The 22,961-nt window shown below is 67.2% G+C and carries 17 protein-coding genes; 11 read left to right on the top strand and 6 right to left on the bottom strand.

From position 1 onward, the window contains the following. Window positions 1–33 precede the first annotated feature (33 nt). Entirely contained in the window at window positions 34–2,559 is a 2,526-nt protein-coding gene (locus MC375_RS14470) for a TonB-dependent receptor (protein WP_242104109.1), read from the bottom strand. A 222-nt stretch (window positions 2,560–2,781) separates the two neighbouring features. Here MC375_RS14470 and treF point away from each other — a divergent pair, with 222 nt between their 5' ends. Further along, the gene (treF, locus tag MC375_RS14465; protein ID WP_242104108.1) at window positions 2,782–4,353 is read left to right on the top strand and encodes an alpha,alpha-trehalase TreF; all 1,572 of its coding nucleotides are present in this window, start codon (window positions 2,782–2,784) and stop codon (window positions 4,351–4,353) included. Between the two features lie 24 nt (window positions 4,354–4,377). On the opposite strand, the gene MC375_RS14460 is transcribed toward treF, so the two are convergent. Both MC375_RS14460 and MC375_RS14455 read right to left on the bottom strand, forming a co-directional pair. Continuing rightward, entirely contained in the window at window positions 4,378–4,824 is a 447-nt protein-coding gene (locus tag MC375_RS14460) for a hypothetical protein (RefSeq protein ID WP_242104107.1), read from the bottom strand. Further along, a complete protein-coding gene (locus MC375_RS14455; protein ID WP_242104106.1) occupies window positions 4,748–5,773 on the bottom strand; it encodes a peptidoglycan recognition family protein in 1,026 nt (341 codons plus the stop codon). Before MC375_RS14455 ends, MC375_RS14460 begins: the two co-directional genes overlap by 77 nt. Window positions 5,774–6,015: 242 nt before the next feature. On the opposite strand from MC375_RS14455, the gene smc reads away from it, so the two are divergent. The 7 genes from smc to gyrA all read left to right on the top strand — a co-directional run bounded on the left by smc (window position 6,016) and on the right by gyrA (window position 19,050). Next, window positions 6,016–9,531, top strand: a complete 3,516-nt coding sequence (gene smc, locus MC375_RS14450) for a chromosome segregation protein SMC (RefSeq protein ID WP_242104105.1) — start codon at window positions 6,016–6,018, stop codon at window positions 9,529–9,531. A 108-nt stretch (window positions 9,532–9,639) separates the two neighbouring features. Then, the gene (zipA, locus tag MC375_RS14445) at window positions 9,640–10,380 is read left to right on the top strand and encodes a cell division protein ZipA (protein ID WP_242104104.1); all 741 of its coding nucleotides are present in this window, start codon (window positions 9,640–9,642) and stop codon (window positions 10,378–10,380) included. A 142-nt stretch (window positions 10,381–10,522) separates the two neighbouring features. Next, window positions 10,523–12,622 carry an NAD-dependent DNA ligase LigA gene (gene ligA, locus MC375_RS14440; protein ID WP_242104103.1) on the top strand — a complete coding sequence of 700 codons (2,100 nt, stop codon included), beginning with the start codon at window positions 10,523–10,525 and terminating at the stop codon, window positions 12,620–12,622. Between the two features lie 190 nt (window positions 12,623–12,812). Then, window positions 12,813–13,796 (top strand): EF-P lysine aminoacylase EpmA, encoded by a 984-nt coding sequence (epmA, locus tag MC375_RS14435; protein WP_242104102.1) that lies wholly within the window; start codon window positions 12,813–12,815, stop codon window positions 13,794–13,796. Between the two features lie 405 nt (window positions 13,797–14,201). Further along, window positions 14,202–14,978 carry a DUF3011 domain-containing protein gene (locus MC375_RS14430; RefSeq protein ID WP_242104101.1) on the top strand — a complete coding sequence of 259 codons (777 nt, stop codon included), beginning with the start codon at window positions 14,202–14,204 and terminating at the stop codon, window positions 14,976–14,978. Between the two features lie 82 nt (window positions 14,979–15,060). Beyond that, on the top strand, window positions 15,061–16,113 hold the full coding sequence (gene mtnA / locus MC375_RS14425) for an S-methyl-5-thioribose-1-phosphate isomerase (RefSeq protein ID WP_242104100.1): 1,053 nt from the start codon (window positions 15,061–15,063) through the stop codon (window positions 16,111–16,113). Between the two features lie 348 nt (window positions 16,114–16,461). Continuing rightward, complete coding sequence (gyrA, locus tag MC375_RS14420; RefSeq protein WP_242104099.1) at window positions 16,462–19,050, top strand: DNA gyrase subunit A; 2,589 nt, start codon at window positions 16,462–16,464, stop codon at window positions 19,048–19,050. A 126-nt stretch (window positions 19,051–19,176) separates the two neighbouring features. Here gyrA and MC375_RS14415 read toward each other — a convergent pair whose 3' ends face one another. Both MC375_RS14415 and MC375_RS14410 read right to left on the bottom strand, forming a co-directional pair. Next, the gene (locus MC375_RS14415) at window positions 19,177–19,728 is read right to left on the bottom strand and encodes a ferritin-like domain-containing protein (RefSeq protein ID WP_242104176.1); all 552 of its coding nucleotides are present in this window, start codon (window positions 19,726–19,728) and stop codon (window positions 19,177–19,179) included. A 58-nt stretch (window positions 19,729–19,786) separates the two neighbouring features. Continuing rightward, complete coding sequence (locus tag MC375_RS14410; protein WP_242104098.1) at window positions 19,787–20,269, bottom strand: peroxiredoxin; 483 nt, start codon at window positions 20,267–20,269, stop codon at window positions 19,787–19,789. A gap of 152 nt (window positions 20,270–20,421) precedes the next feature. On the opposite strand from MC375_RS14410, the gene MC375_RS14405 reads away from it, so the two are divergent. From MC375_RS14405 to MC375_RS14395, 3 genes are all read left to right on the top strand, one after another. Continuing rightward, entirely contained in the window at window positions 20,422–20,913 is a 492-nt protein-coding gene (locus MC375_RS14405; RefSeq protein WP_242104097.1) for an Hsp20/alpha crystallin family protein, read from the top strand. An 84-nt stretch (window positions 20,914–20,997) separates the two neighbouring features. Continuing rightward, the gene (locus MC375_RS14400) at window positions 20,998–21,510 is read left to right on the top strand and encodes an Hsp20/alpha crystallin family protein (protein WP_242104096.1); all 513 of its coding nucleotides are present in this window, start codon (window positions 20,998–21,000) and stop codon (window positions 21,508–21,510) included. 103 nt (window positions 21,511–21,613) lie between these two features. Further along, window positions 21,614–22,546 (top strand): DnaJ C-terminal domain-containing protein, encoded by a 933-nt coding sequence (locus MC375_RS14395; protein ID WP_242104095.1) that lies wholly within the window; start codon window positions 21,614–21,616, stop codon window positions 22,544–22,546. 10 nt (window positions 22,547–22,556) lie between these two features. Here MC375_RS14395 and pilH read toward each other — a convergent pair whose 3' ends face one another. Continuing rightward, window positions 22,557–22,940, bottom strand: a complete 384-nt coding sequence (gene pilH / locus MC375_RS14390) for a twitching motility response regulator PilH (protein ID WP_242104094.1) — start codon at window positions 22,938–22,940, stop codon at window positions 22,557–22,559. Window positions 22,941–22,961: the final 21 nt, after the last annotated feature.

Genomic DNA, 22,961 nt, shown 5'->3' with positions numbered 1-22,961 from the left:
CGTGGCTGTCCCCGGACCACGTGGTCGCCGCGGTCACCAGCTGTACTTCGCCTGCAGGTTGACCTCGCGGCCCTCGATCGGCCGCGCCAGCAGCACGTTGTCGGCGCCCGAGACGGCGCTGCCGAAGATGCGCGAGTTGCTCTCGGTCAGGCCGAGCTCGTTGGTCATGTTGGTCCCACGCAGATTGAACTGCCAGTGCTGCCCGACGTTGGAGGTCACGCCGAAATCCAGCGTGTGGTAGGAGCCCAGCTGCTGCAGCCCGGACTGGTCCTGGGTATGGTCGCCGACGTGGGTGTAGGTGATGTACGGCGTGATGTCGCCCCAGTCGAAGACGAACTCGTAGCTGGGCGTGAACATGAAGCGCAGCTTGGGCTGGCGTTGCAGCTGCTGGCCTTCGATTTCCTGGCACTGCTGCTGGCCGTTGATGTCGACGTAGGGGAAGCAGGCGTCGAAATCGCTGTACTCGCCGTCGAGGTAATTCGCGACCAGCTGCAGCCGCAGGTTCTCGACCGGAGTCAGGGTGCCGATGAAGTTCACGCCCCACGAGTCCGAACCGTAGGTCAGCGGACTGCCGACCGGCGTACCGGCGCCATCGGTGGGCTGGTACAGCAGGCCCTTGAAGCGACGTCGATAGGCGCTGAGATCGGCATACAACAGATCGGACTGGTACTTGAAGCCGACCTCGTAGTTGCGGATCTTCTGCATCGGCGGGAAGTTTTCGTTGGTCGTTCCGCGGATGCCGTTGTCGAAGTCCAGGAAGTGGCCGCCGGTGTTGGCCCGGCCATAGACCGACATGCGGTCGGTAAACGCATAGTTCGCACCCGCGGTCCAGGTGGGGTGGGTCTTGTCGTAATGGATGCGCGAGTAGGTCCCGTCACAGACCGGGGTGTTGTTGTCGTAGATCGTGTTGGGATTGCCGTCCAGGTCGACATTGGCCAGGTTGCAGACGTTGTTGGTGGCGTCCTGGTTTTCCAGACGCCCGGACAGGTCCAGCAGCCACTTGCCGATCCGCCAGGAGTCGGACAGGTACAGCGCGGTATTGGTGGCGCTGCCGTGCTGGGCGATATGGAAGCCGCCGAAATCGGCGAAGCCCTGGCTGTCGGTACGCTGCCTGACGACGCCGTCGGTACCGACATAGCTGACCGTGATCGGCGTGGCATTGGGCTCGTTGGTCATCAGCATCTGGTTACCCAGCGACCACTTGTCGTCCATGGTGTAGTGGTTGACGTACAGGCCGACGGTGAGGGTGTTGCCCTCGAACAGCTCCTTGCTCAGGCGGAAGTCGTTGCTGATGCTCTTCAGGTGCTTGTGGATCGACCACCAGCCCTGTTGGATCACGCTCTGGTCCAGCGGTACCGCGCCGCCGCCGACGTAGGTCGCCGTGGCCGACCCGGCCGGAAGCACGAAGCCACCCGGCGTGCCCGCGGTATAGAGCATGTCTTCGAGCGTGGCGGGGTTGTTGCCCGAAAACAGTGCGTTGGTATCGGCATCGCCCTCGTCGAACAGGAACTTGTCGCTGATCGACCAGCCGTTGTCGAAGGCGTAATCGAAGTTGCCGCCGAAGAAGAAGAACTTGGCGCCGCGGCCGTCGGCCAGATCCGCATTCTTGCCCCCGCCCGGATAGGTGGGCAGAAACACTTTCTGGATCGCCTTGCTGTAATAGGTGTCGGTAAGCGGATCGAAGCCCGGGTACTCGCGGAAGCTGTCCTTACCTTCCTGGATCAGCGGAATCGGGGTGATGAACTGGTTCTTGTCGTTGAGATAGCGCGCGTACAGCGTCAGGTTGCCGCGATCGCCGAAATCGCGCGAGAGCGTGCCGGTGAGCTGGCCGCCTTCGTCGGCCGTGAATTCGGGGTCACGCACGCCGTCGGACGTGCGCCAGAACCCGCCGATGCTGCCGTACCAGCCGCTTTTACCGACCGGGAATCCCGAGAACGCATCCAGCCGCCACAGGCCCTCGTCGCCATAGGTCAGGCCGACGCTGCCGTAGGGCGTATCGCTGCCGGTCTTGAGGAAGAAGTTGGCGGTGGCGCCCATCTGCCCGCCGGCGAACACCGCCGACGGCCCACCCTGCAGGATTTCCACCGTCGACACGGTGTCGTCTAGGCGGAAGATCGTGGTGGTTTCGAAGAACGACAGCGTCGGCATGCCGTACAACGGCGAGCCCATCAGCATGGTGGTGAAGTAGGGCGCGTCGCCGCCGCCGGGGAAGCCGGCGATCTCGATGTTGGCGCCGGTCTGGCCGCCGCTGGATTCGGGCCACATCCCGGGCGAAATCTTCAGCAGGTCGGCCGTGCTCTTGGGGTTGGCCTGTTTGATCTGCTCTTCGTTGGCGGTGACGATGTTGTAGCTGGCTTCGAGCTTCTTCACCCCACCAGTCGCGCTGCCGGTGACGACGATGGTGTCGAGCGTGGTGGCTTCGCTGCCCGTGGGCGGCTGCGCTGGCGTAGCAGGCGCCTGTTCCACGGGCGGTGGATCCTGGGCGACGGCGAGCGTCGGTAGTGCGACGAGGATGGCGGCAGTCAGCGCTCGCCGGACGAAGGGTCGTGAAAACGTCATTCTTAGGCCTCCCTGGCTCGGAAAGCCGAGCCGACATGACGCCAGCCGGATGGATGGCGCGCAGTAAAGCCCCCTGTCGCTGTCCGACCGTGGATCTGCAGCAATGGCAGGGTCGAAAGCTCGCGCGGAGTGTGCCGGACTCTCCGTCCGGGCTCAATCCCCGGATGGCGCCTATGCTAAAGAGCCCGTGTTGAGTCGCGCACGCCGTCCAGGAGGTTTCCGATGCGCTTACCCGTCCGGACTTGGCTTCTGAGCCTATGTCTGCTGGCCCCTCCGGCCTGGGCCCAGGTCTGCGTACCCGGTCAGCCGCAGCTGTACGGCGAGCTGTTCGAAGACGCGCAGGCGGTGCTCCCTGACGGCAAATCGCTTGTCGATGCGATCGCGAACCAGCCGCCTGCCGCGATCGTCGCCGAATACGAACATGCGCGCACGAGGCCGGGCTTCGATCTGCGCAGCTTCGTCACCGAGCGCTTTGCATTCCCGCGCGCAGCCAACGACGCCTATCGCAGCGACCCCGGCCAGGACGTGCGTGCGCATATCGACGCGCTCTGGCCCGTGCTCGAACGCAAGCCCGCGCCGGGCGACGCGCGCAGCACGCTGCTGCCGCTGCCGCATCGTTATGTGGTGCCGGGCGGACGCTTCAACGAGATCTACTACTGGGATTCCTACTTCACCATGCTCGGCCTGGAAGAAAGCGGCCGGCACGACCTGGCCGTGGACATGGTCAGGAACTTCGCCTGGTTGATCGACCATTACGGCCACATCCCGAATGGCAACCGCACCTACTATCTCAGCCGCTCGCAGCCGCCGTTCTTCGCGGCGATGGTGGAGCTGCTGGCCGCGCGCGATGGTCCTGCGACGCGCGCAACCTATCTGCCGCAGCTGGCTGCTGAATATGCGTTCTGGATGGAGGGCGCGGACAAGCTGGCACCCGGCCAGGCGCATCGGCGCGTCGTGAAGATGGCGGACGGCACTCTGCTCAACCGCTATTGGGACGACTGCGATACGCCGCGCGCGGAGAGCTACCGGCAGGACGTGGAGACGGCCTCGCAGTCGAAGCGTCCGTCGCCCGAGGTCTACCGCAACCTGCGCGCCGCGGCGGAAAGCGGCTGGGACTTCAGTTCGCGCTGGCTGGACGACGGCAAGACCCTCGCCACGATCCGCACCGTGGACATCGTGCCGCCGGATCTCAACAGCCTGCTGTACCGGCTCGAACTGACCCTGGCCGAGGCGTATCGCGCCGCATCGCAGCCCGACAGGGCGCGCGACTTCGAACGCAAGGCCGAGGCGCGCAAGACCGCGATCAACCGCCTGCTCTGGGACGAGAGTAAAGGCATGTATGCCGACGTGAGCTGGAAGGATGGCCGCAGCACCGGCCACGTCAGCGGCGCGACCGCGTATCCGCTGTACTTCGGCATCGCCGATACCGCGCGCGCCGATCGCGTCGCCCAGCGCCTGCGCCAGGATTTGCTGCAACCGCACGGGCTCGCTGCCACGGCCACGCGCACCGGCCAGCAGTGGGATCTGCCCAACGGCTGGGCACCGCTGCAGTGGATCGCCATCGACGGCCTGCGCCAGACCGGACAGCAGGCGCTGGCCGACGACATCGCCAGGCGCTGGATCGCCCACAATATCGCCACCTACCGCGCGACCGGCAAGCTGGTGGAGAAGTACGACGTCACCGGCGACGCCGAGGCCGGTGGTGGCGAGTACCCGCTGCAGGACGGCTTCGGCTGGACCAACGGCGTGCTGCGCCGGTTGCTGGCGCTGTATCCGGAGCAGACGCGCGATTGATGGAAGGGTTGTGCCGGCGGCCGATCAGTCCGCGCCGGCTTCCGGCATCATCAGCACCAACGGCTCGCAGGCCGGGTCCGAGCAGCCGAAGGTCCGGACCTCGTTGCCGCTGCTCCAGGTCGCAGTGGCGGCGGCGTTGATCTCGAAGTCCCAGCTGTGGCCGTCCGACCGCAGCCGACCCCTGATCGAACAGGGCAGATAGTAGAACTCATGGTGCTTCTGCTCGCCCGTGATCGGTTGACTGAGGCGGAAGAAGGTCCCGGCCTGCTCGCGCGTCAGCGACCAGCGCTTGCATTCGGCTTCGAGTCTGGGCCCGTCGCCGCGCGCGCCAGTCGGGTCGTAGACCGGTGCCGAGATTTCGAGGATTTCCGGAGCGCCGCCGGCGAGCGGTGTTTCAGCGCGTGGGGCCGGTGGATTGCTGCAGGCCAGGATCGTCGACGTTGCGCACAGCAGGCTGGTACAGGCCAGCACCTTCGCCCTGTGTCTTGTACGAAATCGCGTCGTGCTGGTAGATGTCATGGTCATCCAGTCCGTAATTGTTCTGCAGGATGCCGACCAATCGGCGGATCGAAGCGGTTTGCTGCTCGGTGGGGGCCTGCCATGTGCGCGTCTGTTCGTCGTAAGTCGCCACGACCTCGATGCCGACGCTGTCGCCATTGCCGGGATAACGCCGGGGGTAGGGCTTGCCCGATTCGATCCGGTGCACGGCAGCGTAGTCGCTGCCGGGCGCTTGGCGCGCTTCGTCCAGTTGACGCTGTTCCTCGGGCGAGAGACTGCCTTCGACTTCGCCACGCGACCTGATCCTGCCGACGTGGGCGGTGTGCTGGTTGAGACTAGCCGTCTGGTGGATGGTCCCGTCGCGGTCGATCAGGAAGTGGGTGCCGTAAGGTTGCGACTCACCGCGCCAATGGCCGAGCGTGCCGGCGGCCGTGCTGCCCATCGTGCGATGCAGCACGATCGCGTTGACCGCCGGCAACGCGCCGCGTTCCAGCGCCGGAATGGCGGTGCGGGTGATCTCCGGATCGGTCAGGTAGCCGTCGGCGCCGATCGTGCGCTGTTGCGCATAGGGCGCCAGGATGCGGCTGGCGGCGATCTCCGCGGTCGCCAGAGGGGTGGAGATCAGCGGGGCACCTTCGCCGGGCCTGCCGGCGACGACGAACAGCGAGGGCGTGGGCGCGTCCGCACGTCCGGCCACCACACCCAGGCCGCGGACCGTGGTTTCGTCGAGCCGCAGACCGCGGTCGCTCTGGGGCAAGGTTTGCAGGTAGGCGTCGGTCAGGCCGGCTGCGAGATTGGCGCGTTGTTCCGGGCCGCTGCCAGGCTGCGCGGCTGCGACGCCCTGCAGGAGGTGACGGTACAGCGGGTAGTGCCGGTGGTTGGGATCGTCCGGCAGGATGGGGTCGGCGGAGGTTCCGCTCATCGCAAATCTCCGTTTGCATACGAATCCGTTGCACGGTTGATAGCACGCCAGCCCACCGCGGCCAACCGCCGGCCGGCACGCGGCTGCGACCAGCGTCGCTATACTCCACCGATTGTCCGGCGTTCGCGCCGGCCCGTCCCTAGGCAAATCAGTTGCTTGGAGGCGGTTCCGAAAGCCTTTCCTGACCCAAGCACGCGCAGGCCAGCCACTGGCCCGGGCGCAGACGAGTACTCCGACGCCGCATGCGCCTGTCCACGATCAAGCTGTCCGGTTTCAAATCCTTCGTCGACCCTACCACCCTGCACCTGCCGACCAACATGACCGGCGTGGTCGGGCCCAATGGCTGCGGCAAGTCCAACATCATCGACGCGGTGCGCTGGGTGATGGGCGAAAGCACGGCCAGTCGTCTGCGCGGCGACAGCGCCACCGACGTGATCTTCTCCGGCTCCACCGCGCGCAAGCCGGTCTCGCAGGCCACGGTGGAACTGATCTTCGACAACTCCGACCACGCCATCACCGGCGAGTACGCGGCGTTCAACGAGATCTCGGTCAAGCGCAGCGTCGGCCGCGACGGGCAGAGCAACTACTACCTCAACGGCGGCAAGTGCCGCCGGCGCGACATCACCGACCTGTTCCTCGGCACGGGGTTGGGGCCGCGCAGCTACTCGATCATCGAGCAGGGCATGATCAGCCAGATCATCGAGGCCCGGCCCGAGGACCTGCGCGTGTACCTGGAGGAAGCCGCCGGCATCTCCAAGTACAAGGAGCGGCGCAAGGAAACCGAGACCCGGATCCGTCACACCCGCGAGAACCTCGACCGGCTCAACGACCTGCGCGACGAGGTCGGCAAGCAGTTGCAGCACCTGGCCCGCCAGGCCCGGCAGGCCGAGCAGTACACTGCCATCCAGGCCGAGCGCAAGGTGCGCGACGCCGAGTGGAAGGCGCTGGAGTTCCGCGGCCTGGACGCGCAGCTGCAGGGCCTGCGCGAGAAGCTGGCGCAGGAGGAAACCCGCCTGCAGCAGCTGATCGCCGAACAGCGCGAGGCCGAAGCCAAGATCGAAACCAGCCGGGTCCGCCGCGAGGAAGCGAGCGAAGCCCTCAACAAGGCCCAGGCTTCCAGCTACGAGGTCGGCGGCACTCTGGCCCGCATCGAGCAGCAGATCGCCCACCAGCGCGATCTGTCCACCCGCCTGCAGCAGGCTCGCGACGAGACGCAGACCGCGCTGGCGGAACTGGGTTCGCACATCAGCGGCGACGAGGCGCGGCTGGCGAGCCTGCGCGAGACGATCGCCGCGGCCGAGCCGGAGCTGTCCCGCCTGCAGTCGGAAGACGAGGCGCGCCAGGCCGCCCTCCGCGACGCCGAAGCCGCGCTGGCCGACTGGCAGCAGCGCTGGGACGCGCACAGCCGCGAGCAGAACGAAGCCGCCCGCGCCGGCGATGTCGAACGCACCCGGGTCGATTACCTCGACCGCCAGTCGCTCGACGCTGACCGCCGCCGCGAGGCGCTGGCCAATGAACGCGCTGGGCTCGACCTGGACGCGCTGGCCGCGGCCTTCACCCAGGTCCAGGCCAGTCACGACGAGCAGAAATCCGCGCTCGATGCGCTCACCGCCGATGTCGATGCGCGCAAGCAGGTCGTGCTGGCGCTGCAGGACGACGTCCGCAAAGCGCAGGCCGAACTGGCCGATGTGCGCAAGACCGCGCAGGAAAAGCGCGGCCGGCTGTCCTCGCTGGAGACGCTGCAACACGCCGCGCTAGGCCAGGAGCAGGGCGCGGCGGTGGAATGGCTGCGCCGGCGCGGGCTGGATTCGGCCGCCCGTGTGGGCGAATCGCTGCAGGTCGAGGCGGGCTGGGAACAGGCGGTCGAAGCCGCCCTCGGCCAGCTGATCGAAGGCGTGCTGGTCGATTCGCCCGAGGCCCTGGTCGAGGCGCTGGCCGATCTGGGCGAAGGCCGGCTCACCCTGGTCTCGAACGAAGCCGGTGAGCCCGCCTTCGCGCCGACCTCGCTGGCGGCCAAAGTGCAGGGGCCGCTCGCGATCCGCCGCCTGCTGGCCAAGCTGCATTTCGCGGAGAACCTGCCGGAAGCCAGCGCGCTGCAGTCGCGCCTGGCCGCGGACGGGCATGCCGACCATTCGGTGATCACCCGCGACGGCGCACGGCTAGGTGCGGGCTGGGTGCGCATCGTGCGGTCGGGCGCAGCCAAGCAGGGCGCCCTGCTGCGCGAGCGCGACATCCAGACCCTGCGCGGCGAGATCGAAGCGCTGCAACAACGCGAGCAGGAGCTCGACCGCGGCCTGTCCGCGTGGCGCGACCGTGCCCTGGTGGCCGAACAGCAGCGTGAGGACGCACAGCGTGCGTTGTACCTCGCCCACCGCAGTGTCTCCGAACTCGCCGGCCAGCTGCAGAGCGGTCAGGGCCGGCTGGATTCCGCACGCGGCCGGATCGCGAAGATCGAAGCCGAAACCGTGCAGCTCGGCGAGACCATCGCCACCGCCGCCCAGCAGGCGCGCGAAGCGCGCGCCAGGCTCGAAGCAGCCGTTTCGCGCATGGCCGAACTGGAGCAATCGCGCCGCGCGCTGGAATCCGAACGCACCGCCCTTGCCGAGGCCCGCGATTCGGCCCGCAACGCCGCGCGCGAGTCGCGCGATGCCGCGCACGCCCTGGCGCTCACGCTCGAATCGCAGCGCGCGCAGATCGTTGCGCTGACCCAATCGCTGGACCGCATGGGCAGCCAGCGCGGCCAGCTCGACAGCCGCCTGGGCGAACTGGCCAGCCAGCTCGCCCAGGGCGATTCCCCGGTGCATGCGCTGGAGGCCGAGCGCCAGGCTGCGCTGGAACAGCGCGTCCTGGCCGAACGCGCGCTTGGCGAGGCGCGCGCCGCGCTCGACGGGATCGACCACGAGCTGCGCGAATACGAGCTGACGCGCCAGCATCGCGACGAGCAGGCGCTGGTGCAGCGCGAAAGGATCAGCCAGCGCAAGCTCGATCAGCAGGCCCTCGCGATCAAGGCCGGACAGCTGTCCGAAGCCGTGGTGCAGGGCGGCTTCGTCCTGGACGAGGTGATCAACACGCTGCCGGAAGACGCCGACCTGGCCGCGTGGGAAAAGATCGTCACCGACTTCGACGCCAAGCTGCGCCGGCTCGAGCCGGTCAACCTGGCCGCGATCTCCGAGCACGCCGAAGCCGAGCAGCGCAAGGACTACCTCGATTCCCAGCACACCGACCTGACCACGGCGCTGGACACCCTGGAAGACGCGATCCGCAAGATCGATCGCGAAACCCGCGGCCGCTTCAAGGACACCTTCGACCGGGTCAACTCGGGCGTGCAGGAGATCTATCCGCGGCTGTTCGGCGGCGGTCACGCCTACCTCGAACTCACTGGAGAGGATCTGCTCGACACCGGTGTGGCGATCATGGCGCGGCCGCCCGGCAAGCGCGTGTCCAACATTTCGCTGCTTTCCGGCGGCGAGAAGGCGATGACGGCTGTGGCGCTGGTGTTCGCGATCTTCCGCCTCAACCCGGCGCCGTTCTGCCTGCTCGACGAGGTCGACGCGCCGCTGGACGAAGCCAACGTGGGTCGCTTCACCAGCCTGGTCGGCGAGATGAGCGAGCAGGTCCAGTTCCTGTTCGTCACCCACAACAAGGCGACCATGGAGGCCGCACAGCAGCTCTCCGGCGTTACCATGCGTGAGCCGGGCGTGAGCCGTCTGGTCTCGGTCGACCTGGCCGAGGCCGCACGCCTGGCCGGAGCCGCTTAAGAGCCGGGAATCGGTAAAGGGGAATCGGGAGTCGCAGAGGTCTGACGTTTCGCTTTGCTTTTTTCCGATTCCCGATTCCCCATTCCGCATTCCCTTCCGGAGGAAGCAATGTCCGACATCTGGCTGCTGCGCATCGGGATCGTCGTTGCGGGCCTTCTGCTGATGCTGGCGATCTGGTTTTTCGGACGCCCGCGCAGGACCCCGCAGGGCACCCGGGTCGAGGCGCGCGGCCGGGACGGCGAGCGCATGGAACCGACCCTGGGCGCGCAGCTCGAGCAGCAGCTCGCGGCCGGAACGGGCTACGGCGACGAAGCGCTGGTGCAGTCGGAAATGGACCTGCTCGACGACGCGATCGGCGCGGTGCAGCCCAACAGCGAGCTCGGCAAGCGGGTCAGCGAGGACTTCGACAAGATCATCACGCTCTATATCGCGGCGCGGGCGGGGCATACCCTGCGCGGCCCGGACATCGTGGTGGCGGCGGAAAAGGCCGGCCTGACCTACGGCCACATGAATGTCTTCCACCGGCTGGTGCAGGGCCATCCCGAGCAGGGCCCGGTCTTCAGCGTCGCCAACGTGAAGAAGCCCGGCAGCTTCGAAATGGCGGAGATCCAGAGCCTGGAAACGCCGGCGATCGCCTTCTTCCTGACCCTGCCGGCGCCGGTGGCGGCGCTGGATGCCTGGGAAATGATGCAGCCGGCCGCCGAACGGATGGCCGAACTGCTCGAGGGCGTGGTGCTCGACGAGCAGCGCAATCCCCTGGGTCGCCAGCGCGTGCAGCACCTGCGCGAGGAAATGCGCGCCTACGACCGCCAGCGCGAGGTCGCACCCGGCAAGCCGGCGCGCTGGTAGGCCACACCGGCGCGTCTTCGCGAGGGGCGCCCTTCGACTCCGCTACGCTACGCTCAGGGCGAACGGAATCCTCGGGTTTGACACTCTCCGTTCGTCCTGAGCGTAGCGCCGAAGGCGCGAAGTCGAAGGACATGGCCTGAGCATGGCGAAGACCACACCCGCCCACCGCATCGAAGACCTGCGTCGCCGGATCGACGACGCCAACCACCGCTACTACGTCCTGGACGAGCCCTCGATTCCCGACGCCGAATACGACCGGCTCATGCGCGAGCTCGAGGCGCTCGAAGCCCAACACCCTGACCTGGCCGACCCGGATTCCCCGACTCAGAGGGTGGGGAACCTGCCCTCGGGAAAGTTCGCGGTGGTGCGTCATTCCATCCCGATGCTTTCGCTCTCCAACGCGTTCGACGACGGGGAAGTGACGGATTTCGTTGCGCGCATCAGCAAGGAAACCGGCGACGCCGAGCCCGCGTTTTCCGCAGAGCCCAAACTGGACGGTCTTGCGATCAGCCTGCGCTACGAACGCGGACGTTTCGTCCGCGGCGCGACCCGCGGTGACGGCGCCAGCGGCGAGGACGTGACCGCCAATCTGCGCACCGTGCGTTCGGTGCCGCTGCGTCTGCGCGGAAAACCGCCGGCAGTGCTCGAAGTTCGCGGCGAGGTGTACATGCCCAAGGCGGCGTTCGAGCGTTTCAACCAGGCCGCGCGCGAGCGCGGCGACAAGCCGATGGCCAATCCGCGCAACGGCGCGGCCGGTTCGTTGCGCCAGCTCGACCCGCGGGTGACCGCGCAGCGCCCTCTGGCGTTCTATGCCTATGCGCTGGGCGAAGTGGACTTCGGCAAGAACACGGGCGGCAAGTTGCCCGGCACCCATTCGCAGACCCTGGTCTGGCTGCGCGAACTCGGTTTTCCGGTCAGCGCCGAGGTCGAAACCGTGCGCGGCGTCGAAGGCCTGCTGACGTACTACGCACGCATCGGCGGCAAGCGCGACGCGCTGCCGTTCGACATCGACGGCGTGGTCTACAAGCTCGACCGCTACGACCAGCAGCGAGCGATGGGCTTCGTCTCACGTGCGCCGCGCTGGGCGCTTGCGCACAAGTTTCCTGCGCAGGAAGAAGCCACCACGGTGGAATCGATCGAGGTCAACGTCGGCCGCACCGGTGCGGTCACGCCCTGGGTGCTGATGGCGCCGGTCCACGTGGGCGGCGTGACCGTGACCCGGGCCACCCTGCACAACGCCGACCAGGTCGCGCGTCTGGACGTGCGCGTGGGCGACACCATCATCGTGCGACGCGCCGGCGACGTGATCCCCGAAGTGGTGCGCGTGGTCGAGGAACGCAGACCGCTGGACAAGAAGGGCAGGCCGCTGCATCCGCCCTACAAGCTGCCCGAGATCTGCCCCGACTGCGGCTCTGCGGTCGAACGCGAGGAAGGCGAAGTGGTCGCGCGTTGCACCGGCGGGCTGTTCTGCCCCGCGCAGCGGGTGCAGGCGCTGTTCCATTTCGCGTCGCGCCGGGCGATGGATATCGAGGGGCTGGGCGAGCGCCTGATCATGGCGCTGGTGGAGTTCGACTACGTACGCACCGTCGCCGACCTCTATCGGTTGGGCGTGGACGACTTCGTCGAGATGAAACGGCGTGCGGATGAGCGCGATGGCGTGATCCCCGAAACAGTCAAGGCCGGCAAGATCGCGACCAAATGGGCCGAGAATCTGCTCGCTGCGATCCAGGCCAGCAAGGAATCCACCCTGGAGCGGGTGCTCTACGCGCTGGGCATCCGCGATGTGGGCGAGTCCACCGCCAAGACCCTCGCACGGCACTTCGGCGCGCTGCAGCCGCTGATGGACGCGGACGAGGAAACCCTGCGCCAGGTGCCGGACATCGGCCCGATCGTGGCTGCGCGGATCGCCCACTTCTTCGCCCAGCCGCACAACCGTGAAGTGATCGCAGCCTTGCGCGAGGCTGGAGTCCACTGGACCGAAGGTGCGCCCAAGCGCTCGGCGGAGGGTCCGCTTGCCGGCAAGACGGTCGTGCTCACCGGTGGCCTGGAGTCGATGTCCCGCGACGAGGCGGGAGACCGGCTCGAGGCGCTCGGCGCCAAGATCTCGGGCAGCGTGTCGAAGAAAACCTCGCTGGTGGTCGCCGGCGAAGCGGCGGGCAGCAAACTCACCAAGGCGCAGGAACTGGGCGTCGAGATCTGGGACGAGGCGGCCCTGCTCGAATTCCTGCAGGAACACGAGTGATCGCCCAAGTAGCAGCGACGTCAGTCGCGATCTCTGAAGCCCTCCGCTTCAAGCGGAGAGCCCGGGTGTGGACGGGGCCGATCTCGACCTGCCGCATCTCGCACGAAATCCATCCACATTCCAGCCTTCCCCTTGAAGGGGAAAAGGAAAAGCTCGCGGCTGACGCCGCTCCCACAGGCTCCGGATCGCCATGACGGGGTGGCAGCCGTCGGCCCTGCCCGAAGCTATCCGCCTGCGCGCCCGCCTGAACGCCGAGCTTCGTGCCTATTTCGCTGAACAAGGCGTGCTCGAAGTCGAGACGCCGGTGCTCTCGCAGGCAGGCAACACCGATCCGAACATCGCCTCGTTCTCGCTCGGATTCTCCGGCCGGACCGAAGGCGGGCCGCGCACGCGCTGGCTGCGCACGTCGCCCGAATATGCACTCAAGCGCCTGCTCGCCGCTGGTGTTGGCGATTGCTACGAGCTGGGTCGCGTGTTCCGCGACGGCGAGGTCGGCGGACGCCACAATCCCGAATTCACCATGCTCGAGTGGTATCGCCTGGGCTGGGATCACCATCGACTCATCGATGAGGCAGCGGCCGTGGTCAACCGCGCGCTGGCCCTGGTGGGACGTGCCGCGCGCCTTGAGCGCATCGCCTACCGCGACTTGTACCGACGCGAACTCGGCGTCGATCCGCTGCGCGACGACGATGCAAGCCTGCGCAGCGCGTTGGGCGATGTGCAGATCGAGCCGGAAGGCCTGGAGCGCGACGACTGGCTCGACCTGCTGATGACCCATCGCCTGCAGCCACGCTTCGATCCGGACACGCTCCTCGCGGTCTACGACTATCCCGCTTCGCAGTGCGCGCTGGCGAAGATCCGCCACGACCCCGCACAGACGGAAAGCCCGGTCGCCGAACGTTTCGAGCTTTACCTCGGCCCGGTGGAACTCGCCAACGGCTACCACGAGCTCACCGATGCAGCCGAGCAGCAGGCGCGCTTCGCGCGCGATCTGGATCGAAGGGCCGCACGCGGTTCGGAACAGCCGCCGGTCGATGCGCACCTGCTCGCGGCTTTGACGCAAGGCTTACCCGCCTGCGCCGGCGTGGCGCTGGGCGTGGACCGGCTGCTGATGGCCATGCTCGGCACGCCGCGCATCGCCGACGTGCTGGCTTTCGACTTCGCTCGCGGCTGAGCGGGTGTCCTGGTCGATGCACGGCGACCGGCCTGCGGTCTTCGTGCCTGGTGCGGTAAAGCGCCTCGTCGGCCAGGCCATTCAAAACGCCCACGTATCCGTTCCGGTGGAATCCGGTAGATGTAGGCGGCCTGGACGGTGTGGCCACAGCCGCGCAGCGGGCAGCAGCGTCCCGAGCCCGCACCGCAAAGCGCTCGTGCGAAAGCCGGGGGAGATGGCGGCTGCGGCGCGGCCCAACCATACCGGGCCCTGAACGAAGCTTCCGAACGACACGCGATCTGGACATCGGCACGGGCATGCTCCCGTTCGCAACGCATGACGCAGTGCGAGTGGGAGGCCCGCGGATCATGGGCATCGACCGCACGGAACGCAGGCTGGCAGGCGGGTAATACAGAGGAGGACGCCATGAACAGGTTCGTGTGGTGCATTGCGCCGCTGGCGCTGCTGCTGTCGGGCTGCGTTGGCTACGGTTACCCCGGCGGCTATTCGTCGGGCGGCTATTACGGAGACAGGTACGGCGGTTCGGCCGGATACCCGGGAGGTTACGGTTCCGATCGCGGCGTCTTCCGCTGCGAATCCAACGATGGACGGACCCGCGAATGTGCGACTGGCGGAACTGCCGTGCGCCTGGTCCGGCAGTTGTCCGATGCGCCGTGCGTGCAAGGTCGCAGCTGGGGCTACACGCGTAGCGGCGTCTGGGTGTCGAATGGATGCCGGGCGGAGTTCGTCAGCAGCGGCTACTCGCCGGGTTATGGCGATCCGGGCTACGGTTCGGGCGCCGGATACGGCGGCAGGTTCCGCTGCGAGTCGCGCGACAACCGCACCCAGCATTGCGGCGCGGGCGGGCAGGGCCGCGCCCGCCTCGTGCGGCAGCTTTCGGATGCGCCCTGCATCCAGGGGCGCACCTGGGGCAGCGACGGCAATGGCGTGTGGGTCTCGAACGGATGCCGCGGCGAATTCGAGTGGACCGGCGGTGGCGGCTGGAGCGGCGGCTACGGACAGACCGTGCGCTGTGAATCCAAAGACAATCGCACGCGTCGCTGCGATGTCCGTGTCAACCGCGGCGTGCAGCTCGTGCGCCAGCTCTCCGATACGCGCTGCATCCAGGGACAGAACTGGGGCTGGGATGCCAGGGGTATCTGGGTTTCGCGCGGTTGTCGTGGCGAGTTCAGCGTACGCTGAGAATGGAATTCATAAGCGTGGATCGGCGGGTCGGCGCGGCAACGTGCCGGCCCGTCGCATGCGTGGCCGTTAAACTGTACGGATGAGCGATATCGACTACGCACGCTACGACCGCATCCGTCCGATCCGCTGGACCGGCGACGCCCTGGAACTGCTCGACCAGCGCAAGCTGCCCTTCGCTACGGAATATCTCACCTGTCGCAACAGCGACGAAGTCGCCGTGGCCATCCACGCGTTGGCGGTGCGCGGCGCACCGGCGATCGGCATTGCCGCGGCGTGGGGCGTGGTGCTCGCGGCACGCGAGATCGACGCTTCGGAGCCTGACCAGGCGGCCGTGCAGCTGGAACCCGCGCTGCAGCGGTTGAACGCCGCCAGACCCACGGCGGTCAATCTGGCCTGGGCGCTGGCGCGCATGCGCGCGGCTTTGCTGCGCGCGACGGGGGATTGGCGCGAGGCGCTGGAAGCCGAAGCCCGCGCCATCGAAACCGAGGACCTGGCCGCCAATCGCCACATGGGTGCGCTCGGCGCGGCGCTGATCCCGCAGGGCAGCGGCGTGCTGACCCATTGCAACACCGGCTCGTTGGCTACTGCCGGCTTCGGCACTGCGCTGGGGGTGATCCGCGCCGGCGTGGCCCAGGGTCGGATCGATGCCGTATTCGCAGGCGAAACCCGCCCATGGCTGCAGGGTGCGCGCCTGACCGTGTGGGAACTGCAGCAGGACGGCATCGACGCCACCCTGATCGCGGACGCGGCGGCATCGCATCTGATGAAGGCAGGAAAAGTGCAGTGGGTGGTGGTTGGCGCCGATCGGATCTGTGCCAATGGCGATGTCGCCAACAAGATCGGGACCTATCAGCTGGCGATCGCCGCGCGCCATCACGGGGTGAAGTTCATGGTCGTCGCACCTTCCTCGACAGTAGACATGGCTACCGCCAGCGGGGACCTGATCGAGATCGAAGAGCGAGAAGCCGGCGAACTGCACGGCGTCGGCGGCACGCGTACCGTGGCCGAGGGCATCGCCGCCTGGAATCCGGTGTTCGATGTCACCCCGCACGATCTGATCGATGCGATCGTCACCGAGAAGGGCGTCGTGGAGCGACCGGACGAAGAGCGGATGCGGGCGCTGTTCGGCTAGCGCTGGCGCAACTTCCAGCCGCGCGGCATCCCTGTGGGAGCGGCCTTGGCCGCGAGCGCCTTTCGGTCGGTCGCCCGGAAAGGTCCAAGGCATTCGCGGCCAGGGCCGCTCCCACGGACGCGTTTTCGGGCTGTGGGGATGATCGCCAGGTTGCGACGTTCCGAGCGCCCCGAGAAACCACCTAACTTATTGTTTCCATATGGAAATTACGGGTGCTTTCGACGCCCCGAAATGCTAGAATTTCAGGTCGTTGAACCCCGTCTGTTCCGGTCCTCGCGAACCCTCCCGTGAGGCTGGCGCGCGTGCCGGGGAAATTCCCTCAAGCCGTCTCCAGGAAACCCACGCCGCATGGCTGAACTCGCCAAGGAAATCATCCCGGTCAATCTCGAAGACGAGATGCGCCGCAGCTACCTCGACTACGCCATGAGCGTGATCGTGGGGCGCGCGTTACCGGACGTGCGCGACGGGCTCAAGCCGGTGCATCGCCGCGTGCTGTTCGCCATGCACGAGCTCGGCGCGCACAGCAACAAGCCCTATTACAAGTCGGCGCGCATCGTCGGCGACGTGATCGGCAAGTTCCACCCGCATGGCGACCAGTCGGTGTACGACACCCTGGTGCGCATGGCGCAGCCGTTCTCGCTGCGCTATCTGCTGGTCGACGGGCAGGGCAACTTCGGTTCCGTCGACGGCGACGCCGCCGCGGCGATGCGCTATACCGAGGCGCGCATGGCGCGGCTCACCCACGAGCTGCTGGCCGATATCGACAAGGAAACCGTCGACTTCCAGCCTAATTACGACGAGAAGGAGCAGGAACCCACGGTCATGCCGACCCGGTTCCCGAACCTGCTGGTCAACGGCTCGGCGGGCATTGCGGTGGGCATGGCGACCAACATCCCGCCGCACAACTTGACCGAGATCATCGCTGCGACGATGGCGCTGATCGACAACCCGCAGATCGACATCGAGGGCCTGATGGAGCACGTGCCGGGGCCGGATTTCCCCACCGCCGGCATCATCAACGGCGTCGGCGGCATCCACCTGGCCTACCGCACCGGTCGCGGCCGCGTGCGCATGCGCGCGCGTGCGGACGTGGAAGTGATGGACAACGGTCGCGAAGCGATCATCGTCACCGAGATCCCGTACCAGGTGAACAAGGCGCGGCTGATCGAGAAGATCGCCGAGCTGGTCAAGGAGAAGAAGCTCGACGGGATCAGCGAGCTGCGCGACGAGTCCGACAAGGACGGCATGCGCATCTACATCGAGATCAAGCGCGGCGATTCGGCCGAAGTCGTGCTCAACAACCTGTATTCGCAGACGCCGATGGAATCGGTGTTCGGCATCAACATGGTGGCGCTGGTCGACGGGCGCCCGCAGCTGCTGAACCTGAAGCAGATGCTGGAGGCCTTCGTCCGCCACCGCCGCGAGGTGGTCACCCGCCGCACCATCTTCGACCTGCGCAAGGCGCGGGCGCGCGCCCACATCCTGGAAGGCCTGACCGTCGCGCTCGCCAACATCGACGAGATGATCGAGCTGATCAAGACCTCGGCCAATCCGGAAGAAGCGCGCACGAAGATGCTGGCGCGGACCTGGGATCCGGGCCTGGTCGCCGCGCTGCTGGCGTCCGCGGGCAGCGACGCCTCGCGGCCCGAGGACCTGCCGCCAGGCGTGGGCCTGGTCGAGGGCAGGTACCAGCTCACAGAAATCCAGGCGCAGCAGATCCTGGAAATGCGCCTGCACCGCCTCACCGGCCTGGAGCAGGACAAGCTCACCGAGGAATATCGCCAGCTGCTGGAGACCATTCGTGGCCTGATCGAAATCCTCGAGCATCCGGACGTGCTGATGCGCGTGATCCGGGAAGAGCTGGAGAACCTGAAGGAAGAGTTCGGCGACGCTCGCCGCAGCGAAATCCGCGCCAGTGAGGAGGATCTCGACATCCTCGATCTGATCGCTCCGGAAGACGTGGTGGTGACGCTCTCCCATGCCGGTTACGCCAAGCGGCAGCCGGCCAGCGCTTATCGCGCACAGCGCCGCGGCGGACGCGGCCGCAATGCGGCGGCCACCAAGGAAGAGGATTTCATTGATCAGCTGTGGCTGGTGAATACCCACGACACGCTGCTGACCTTCACCAGTGCCGGACGCGTGTTCTGGCTGTCGGTGCACCAGCTGCCCGATGCGGGCCCGAATGCGCGCGGCCGCCCGATCATCAACTGGATCCCGCTGGAGGAAGGCGAGAAGGTCCAGGCCGTGCTGCCGGTGCGCGAGTACGCCGAGGGCCAGTACGTGTTCTTCGCCACGCGCAACGGCACGGTCAAGAAAACCCCGCTGCCCGAATACGCATTCCGACTGCAGCGCGGCAAGATCGCGATCAATCTGGACGAAGGCGATGCCCTGGTCGGAGCCGAGCTGACCAATGGCGAGCGCGATATCATGCTGTTCGCCAGCAACGGCAAGGCCGTGCGCTTCGACGAGGCCAGCGTGCGCGCCATGGGCCGCACCGCCACCGGCGTGCGCGGCATGCGCCTGGCGCCTGGCGAGGAAGTGGTGAGCCTGATCGTGGTGGATGGCGATGGCGACATCCTCACCGCCAGCGAGCGCGGTTACGGCAAGCGCACTCCGGTGGCCGACTATCCCAAGAAGGGTCGCGGCACCCAGGGCGTGATCGCGCTGCAGACCACGACGCGCAACGGCAAGCTGGTCGGCGCGATCCAGCTGTCCGACCACCACGAAGTCCTGCTGATCTCCGACGGCGGCACGCTCGTGCGCACGCGCGCCGCCGAGATCGCCCAGGTCGGCCGCAATACCCAGGGCGTGACCCTGATGCGGGTCGGTGCGGACGAGAGCCTGCAGGCGATCGAGCGCGTGGATGCGTCGCTGGACGAGGATGGCGAACCCGCCGTTGCCGAAAGCGAGGCAGTGCAGAGCGCGCCGCTGGGTTGATTCATCTGCAGGAGCGACGTCAGTCGCGAGTTCTTATGAAGAAGGCGGCCGAGGGCCGCCTTCTATTTGCCTGCCGGGCGATCGAAAAAGCTCGCGACCGACGTCGCTCCTGCAACGTCGCTGCGGCTATTTGCCGATCCACCCGTTGAGCAGGTCGGCGAACTCGTCGGCGTGCTCCTCCTCCTGGGCCAGGATGCTTTCCAGGATGCGCTTGGTGGTGGTATCGCGATCGCCGATGTAGTTGATCATTTCGCGATAGCTGTCGATCGCGATCCGCTCGGCGATCAGATCTTCCTTGACCATGTCGCGCAGGTCCTTGCCGACCTTGTACTCGGCATGCGCACGGCGGGTCAGCGTATCGGGATCCAGATCCGGTTCTCCGCCCAGCTGCACGATGCGCTCTGCGATCTTGCTCGCATGCTCCTGCTCCTGCTGCGCATGCTCCAGGAATTCGCCCTTCACCGCGTCGGCGAGCATGCCGGAGGCCATGTGGTAATGCCGCAGGTAACGCAGGACGCAGACCCATTCGGTGGCCAGGGCGTCGTTGAGCAGGCGGATGACCTCTTTGCGGTCCGCGGTATAGGTCTCGGTGATCGCGCCCTTGTCGATGCTCTTGCGTGCGCGTGCGCGCAGTGTGGCCACGTCGGTCAGTGCAGCGGTTGTGCCGGTCGGAATCATCGCGTTGCTGCTTTTCCGGTTGGCTTGCTTGGCCATGCTGGCGCTCCGGTGGCTATGATCAGGAAGGCAGGTGTTCGAGCACGTAATCGGCCGACGAGACGCGGAATTCGCCCGGCGCCTCCACGTGCAACTGCTTGACCACGCCGTCTTCGGCATACAGCGCGAAGCGCTTGCTGCGCGTGCCCATGCCATACGCGCTGGCGTCCATCTCCAGCCCCAGCGCGCGGGTGAAGTCGCCGTTGCCGTCGGCCAGCATCAGCAATCCCTCCGGCACGTTCTGGCTCTGGCCCCAGGCCTGCATCACGAACGGATCGTTGACCGACACGCAGGCCACGTCGACGCCTTTGGCGCGGAAGTCCTCGAAGCGTTCGACGAACCCGGGCAGGTGGCGTTCCGAACAGGTGGGAGTGAAGGCGCCGGGCACCGCGAAGAGCACCACCCTCTTGCCGTCGAACAGGCTGCGCGTGTCGACGATTTCCACGCCGTCGCCGATCTTGTTGAGGGTGGTTTCGGGCAGCCTGTCGCCGGCCTGGATGGTCATCTACGCACTCCTAGAGAGGAAAGGGAAAAACGCGGTGAAGGGGAGTCTATGGGGACGAGGGTAAGGCCGCGTCAAGGGGTTGAAACCGTGATCGCAATGGCCATCTAGCCGGCATCGCGGCCGCATCGCGCCGCCCCGAACAGGACCACCACATGAGCACCCAGCGCCATCGCCACCGGCCTAGCGTCCACAGGGCTTTCCAACAGCACGCCTTCGGCCGGTTCTTCGATGCCGGCGAATCCGACCAGTCCGGCCAGGCGGGTACTGCCGCCATCGCATGGGCGCCGCGCGTCGACATCAAGGAGGAGGAGGGCCGCTTCGTGATCTACGCCGACCTGCCCGGTGTAGACCCGCAGGCGATCGAAGTGCAGATGCACGAGGGCATCCTCTCGATCCGGGGCGAACGCGCCGGCACCGGCAGCGATGTGGCGGGGCGCTATGCGCACGCCGAACGCCGCCACGGCCGCTTCCACAGGCAGTTCGCGCTGCCCGACGGCGCCGACGCCGGGGGCATCGTCGCCCGCAGCCACAACGGCGTGCTGGAAGTCGCGATCCCGAAGAAGCCGGCCACCGTTTCGCGGCGCATTCCGGTGGCCGCGGCCTCCGCCCCCGGGGCTGACGCAAACGTGCACGCGGCCGCTTGAAAGCCGGCCGCGAGCACCTATGTGGGGCGTGACGGCGCAGCCGTCGAACCCTTTCTCAACACAAACCGAATGGAGGTGAATGCGATGAACATTGTCCGTTACCGCCAATGGCCGGGACAGGCGTCGCTCCAGAACGAAATCCGGCAGGCGTTCGATCGCCTGTTCGAAGGCGGTCCGTTCGACCAGACCGGCGCCGACGACAGTTCGGTCGTGACCAGCCAGTGGGTGCCGAGCGTCGACGTACGCGAGGAGAACGACCGCTTCGTCCTGTATGCCGATCTGCCGGGCATCGATCCTCAGGACATCGAGGTCTCGATGGACAAGGGCATGCTCACGATCAAGGGCGAGCGCAGCAGCGAAACTTCGAGCGAAACCGAACGCTTCTCGCGCGTCGAGCGCCGTTACGGCAGTTTCCACCGCCGCTTCGCGCTGCCGGACAGCGCAGATCCGGAAGGCATCCGGGCGAGCGGCCGGCACGGCGTGCTGGAGATCACCATTCCGAAGCGTCCGGAGTCGGCCCCGCGCCGGATCCAGGTAGGGCGCTTCGAGGACCAGCCAGGACAATCGGCCAGCGGGTCGGGGACGACTTCTCACTGATCGATCCGCGGCCGGAGCAGTCCCACCGGACAACGCGTTAATCTCGTGCCCACGGAGGCTCACCGCTTCCGTGGGCATCGGGTGAACGGCAACCGGACAGCGCATGCAATTCAAGGACTACTACCAGATCCTCGGGATCGAGCCGGGTGCGGGCGAGGGTGAGATCAAGACCGCCTATCGCCGGCTGGCGCGCAAATACCACCCGGACGTCAGCAAGGAGGCCGGTGCCGAGGAACGCTTCAAGGCGGTCAACGAGGCCTACGAGGCGCTGCGCGATCCCGAGAAGCGCGCCGCCTACGACCAGCTGCGCTCGCGCGGCTACCGGCCCGGCGACGAGGTGCATCCGCCGCAGGGCGGTTTCCAGGGCCAGGCCGACGGCTTCGATTTCGAGGAAATCTTTGCCGGCGGCGGCGCGGGCGGCGGGTTCAGCGACTTCTTCGAGGAACTGTTCGGTCGGCGTCGCGGCGGGCCCGGTCCATCGGCTCCCGGCCGCGGCCCGCAGCCGCGCGGGGATACGCGCGCCAAGCTGTCGGTGCCGCTGGATGCGGTCTACCACGGCAGCAGCGTGCGCATCGGCATCAACGGCAAGTCGCTGGATGTGCGCATTCCGAAAGGCATCCGGCCTGGGCAGGTCATCCGCCTGGCCGGCCAGGGCGGCTCGGGCCGCGCCGACGGGCATCCCGGGGCGCGTGGCGACCTGTTGCTGGAGATCGAGTACGCAGCGCATCCGCAGTTCGAGGTCGACGGGCGCAACATCATCCACATGCTGCCGGTCGCCCCGTGGGAGGCGGCACTGGGCGCAACCGTCAGCGTGCCCACGCTCGGCGGTCCGGTGGAGCTGAAAATTCCGGCCGATTCGGAAGCCGGACGCAAGCTGCGCCTGCGCGGTCGCGGCCTTCCCGGTAGCGCTTCGGCCGCGGCGGGCGACCAGATCGTCGAGTTGGAGGTGCTGGCGCCGAAGGCCAACAGCGAATCCGAGCGCCAGGCCTATCGCACCCTGCAGCAGGCCTTCGGCGACGACTGGCGGCGCGCCTGACCTTGCTCCGTCACGCCGCTGGCGTGGGTGCCGGATCCAGCACCTTGGCGATCATCTCGGCCAGTTCGCTCTCGCTGAAAGGCTTGCTCAGATAGGCCCTGGCCCCCTGACGCATGCCCCAGACGCGATCGGTTTCCTGGTCCTTGGTGGTGACCATGATGACCGGGATGTGCCGGGTGGCGGCGTCGCGGGTGATGGCGCGCGTGGCCTGGAATCCGTTGAGGTTGGGCATCACCACGTCCATCAGCACCAGATCGGGCTGTTCGCTGCGCGCCTTGTCCACGCCTTCGGCGCCGTCTTCGGCGGTGATCGCCTCGTGCCCAAGTTTTTCGACGATGCGGCGGATGCCCATCAGCTGCGACGGCGAATCGTCGACGATCAGGATGCGTGCCATGAGCTTTCCCCGGGTTCCGGG

It is taken from the genome of Lysobacter sp. M2-1 (assembly GCF_022662495.1).
GTDB lineage: Bacteria > Pseudomonadota > Gammaproteobacteria > Xanthomonadales > Xanthomonadaceae > JAKPBU01.
Note: the sequence above shows the minus strand (reverse complement) of the source record. Positions and strands in the feature narration are given on the sequence as shown.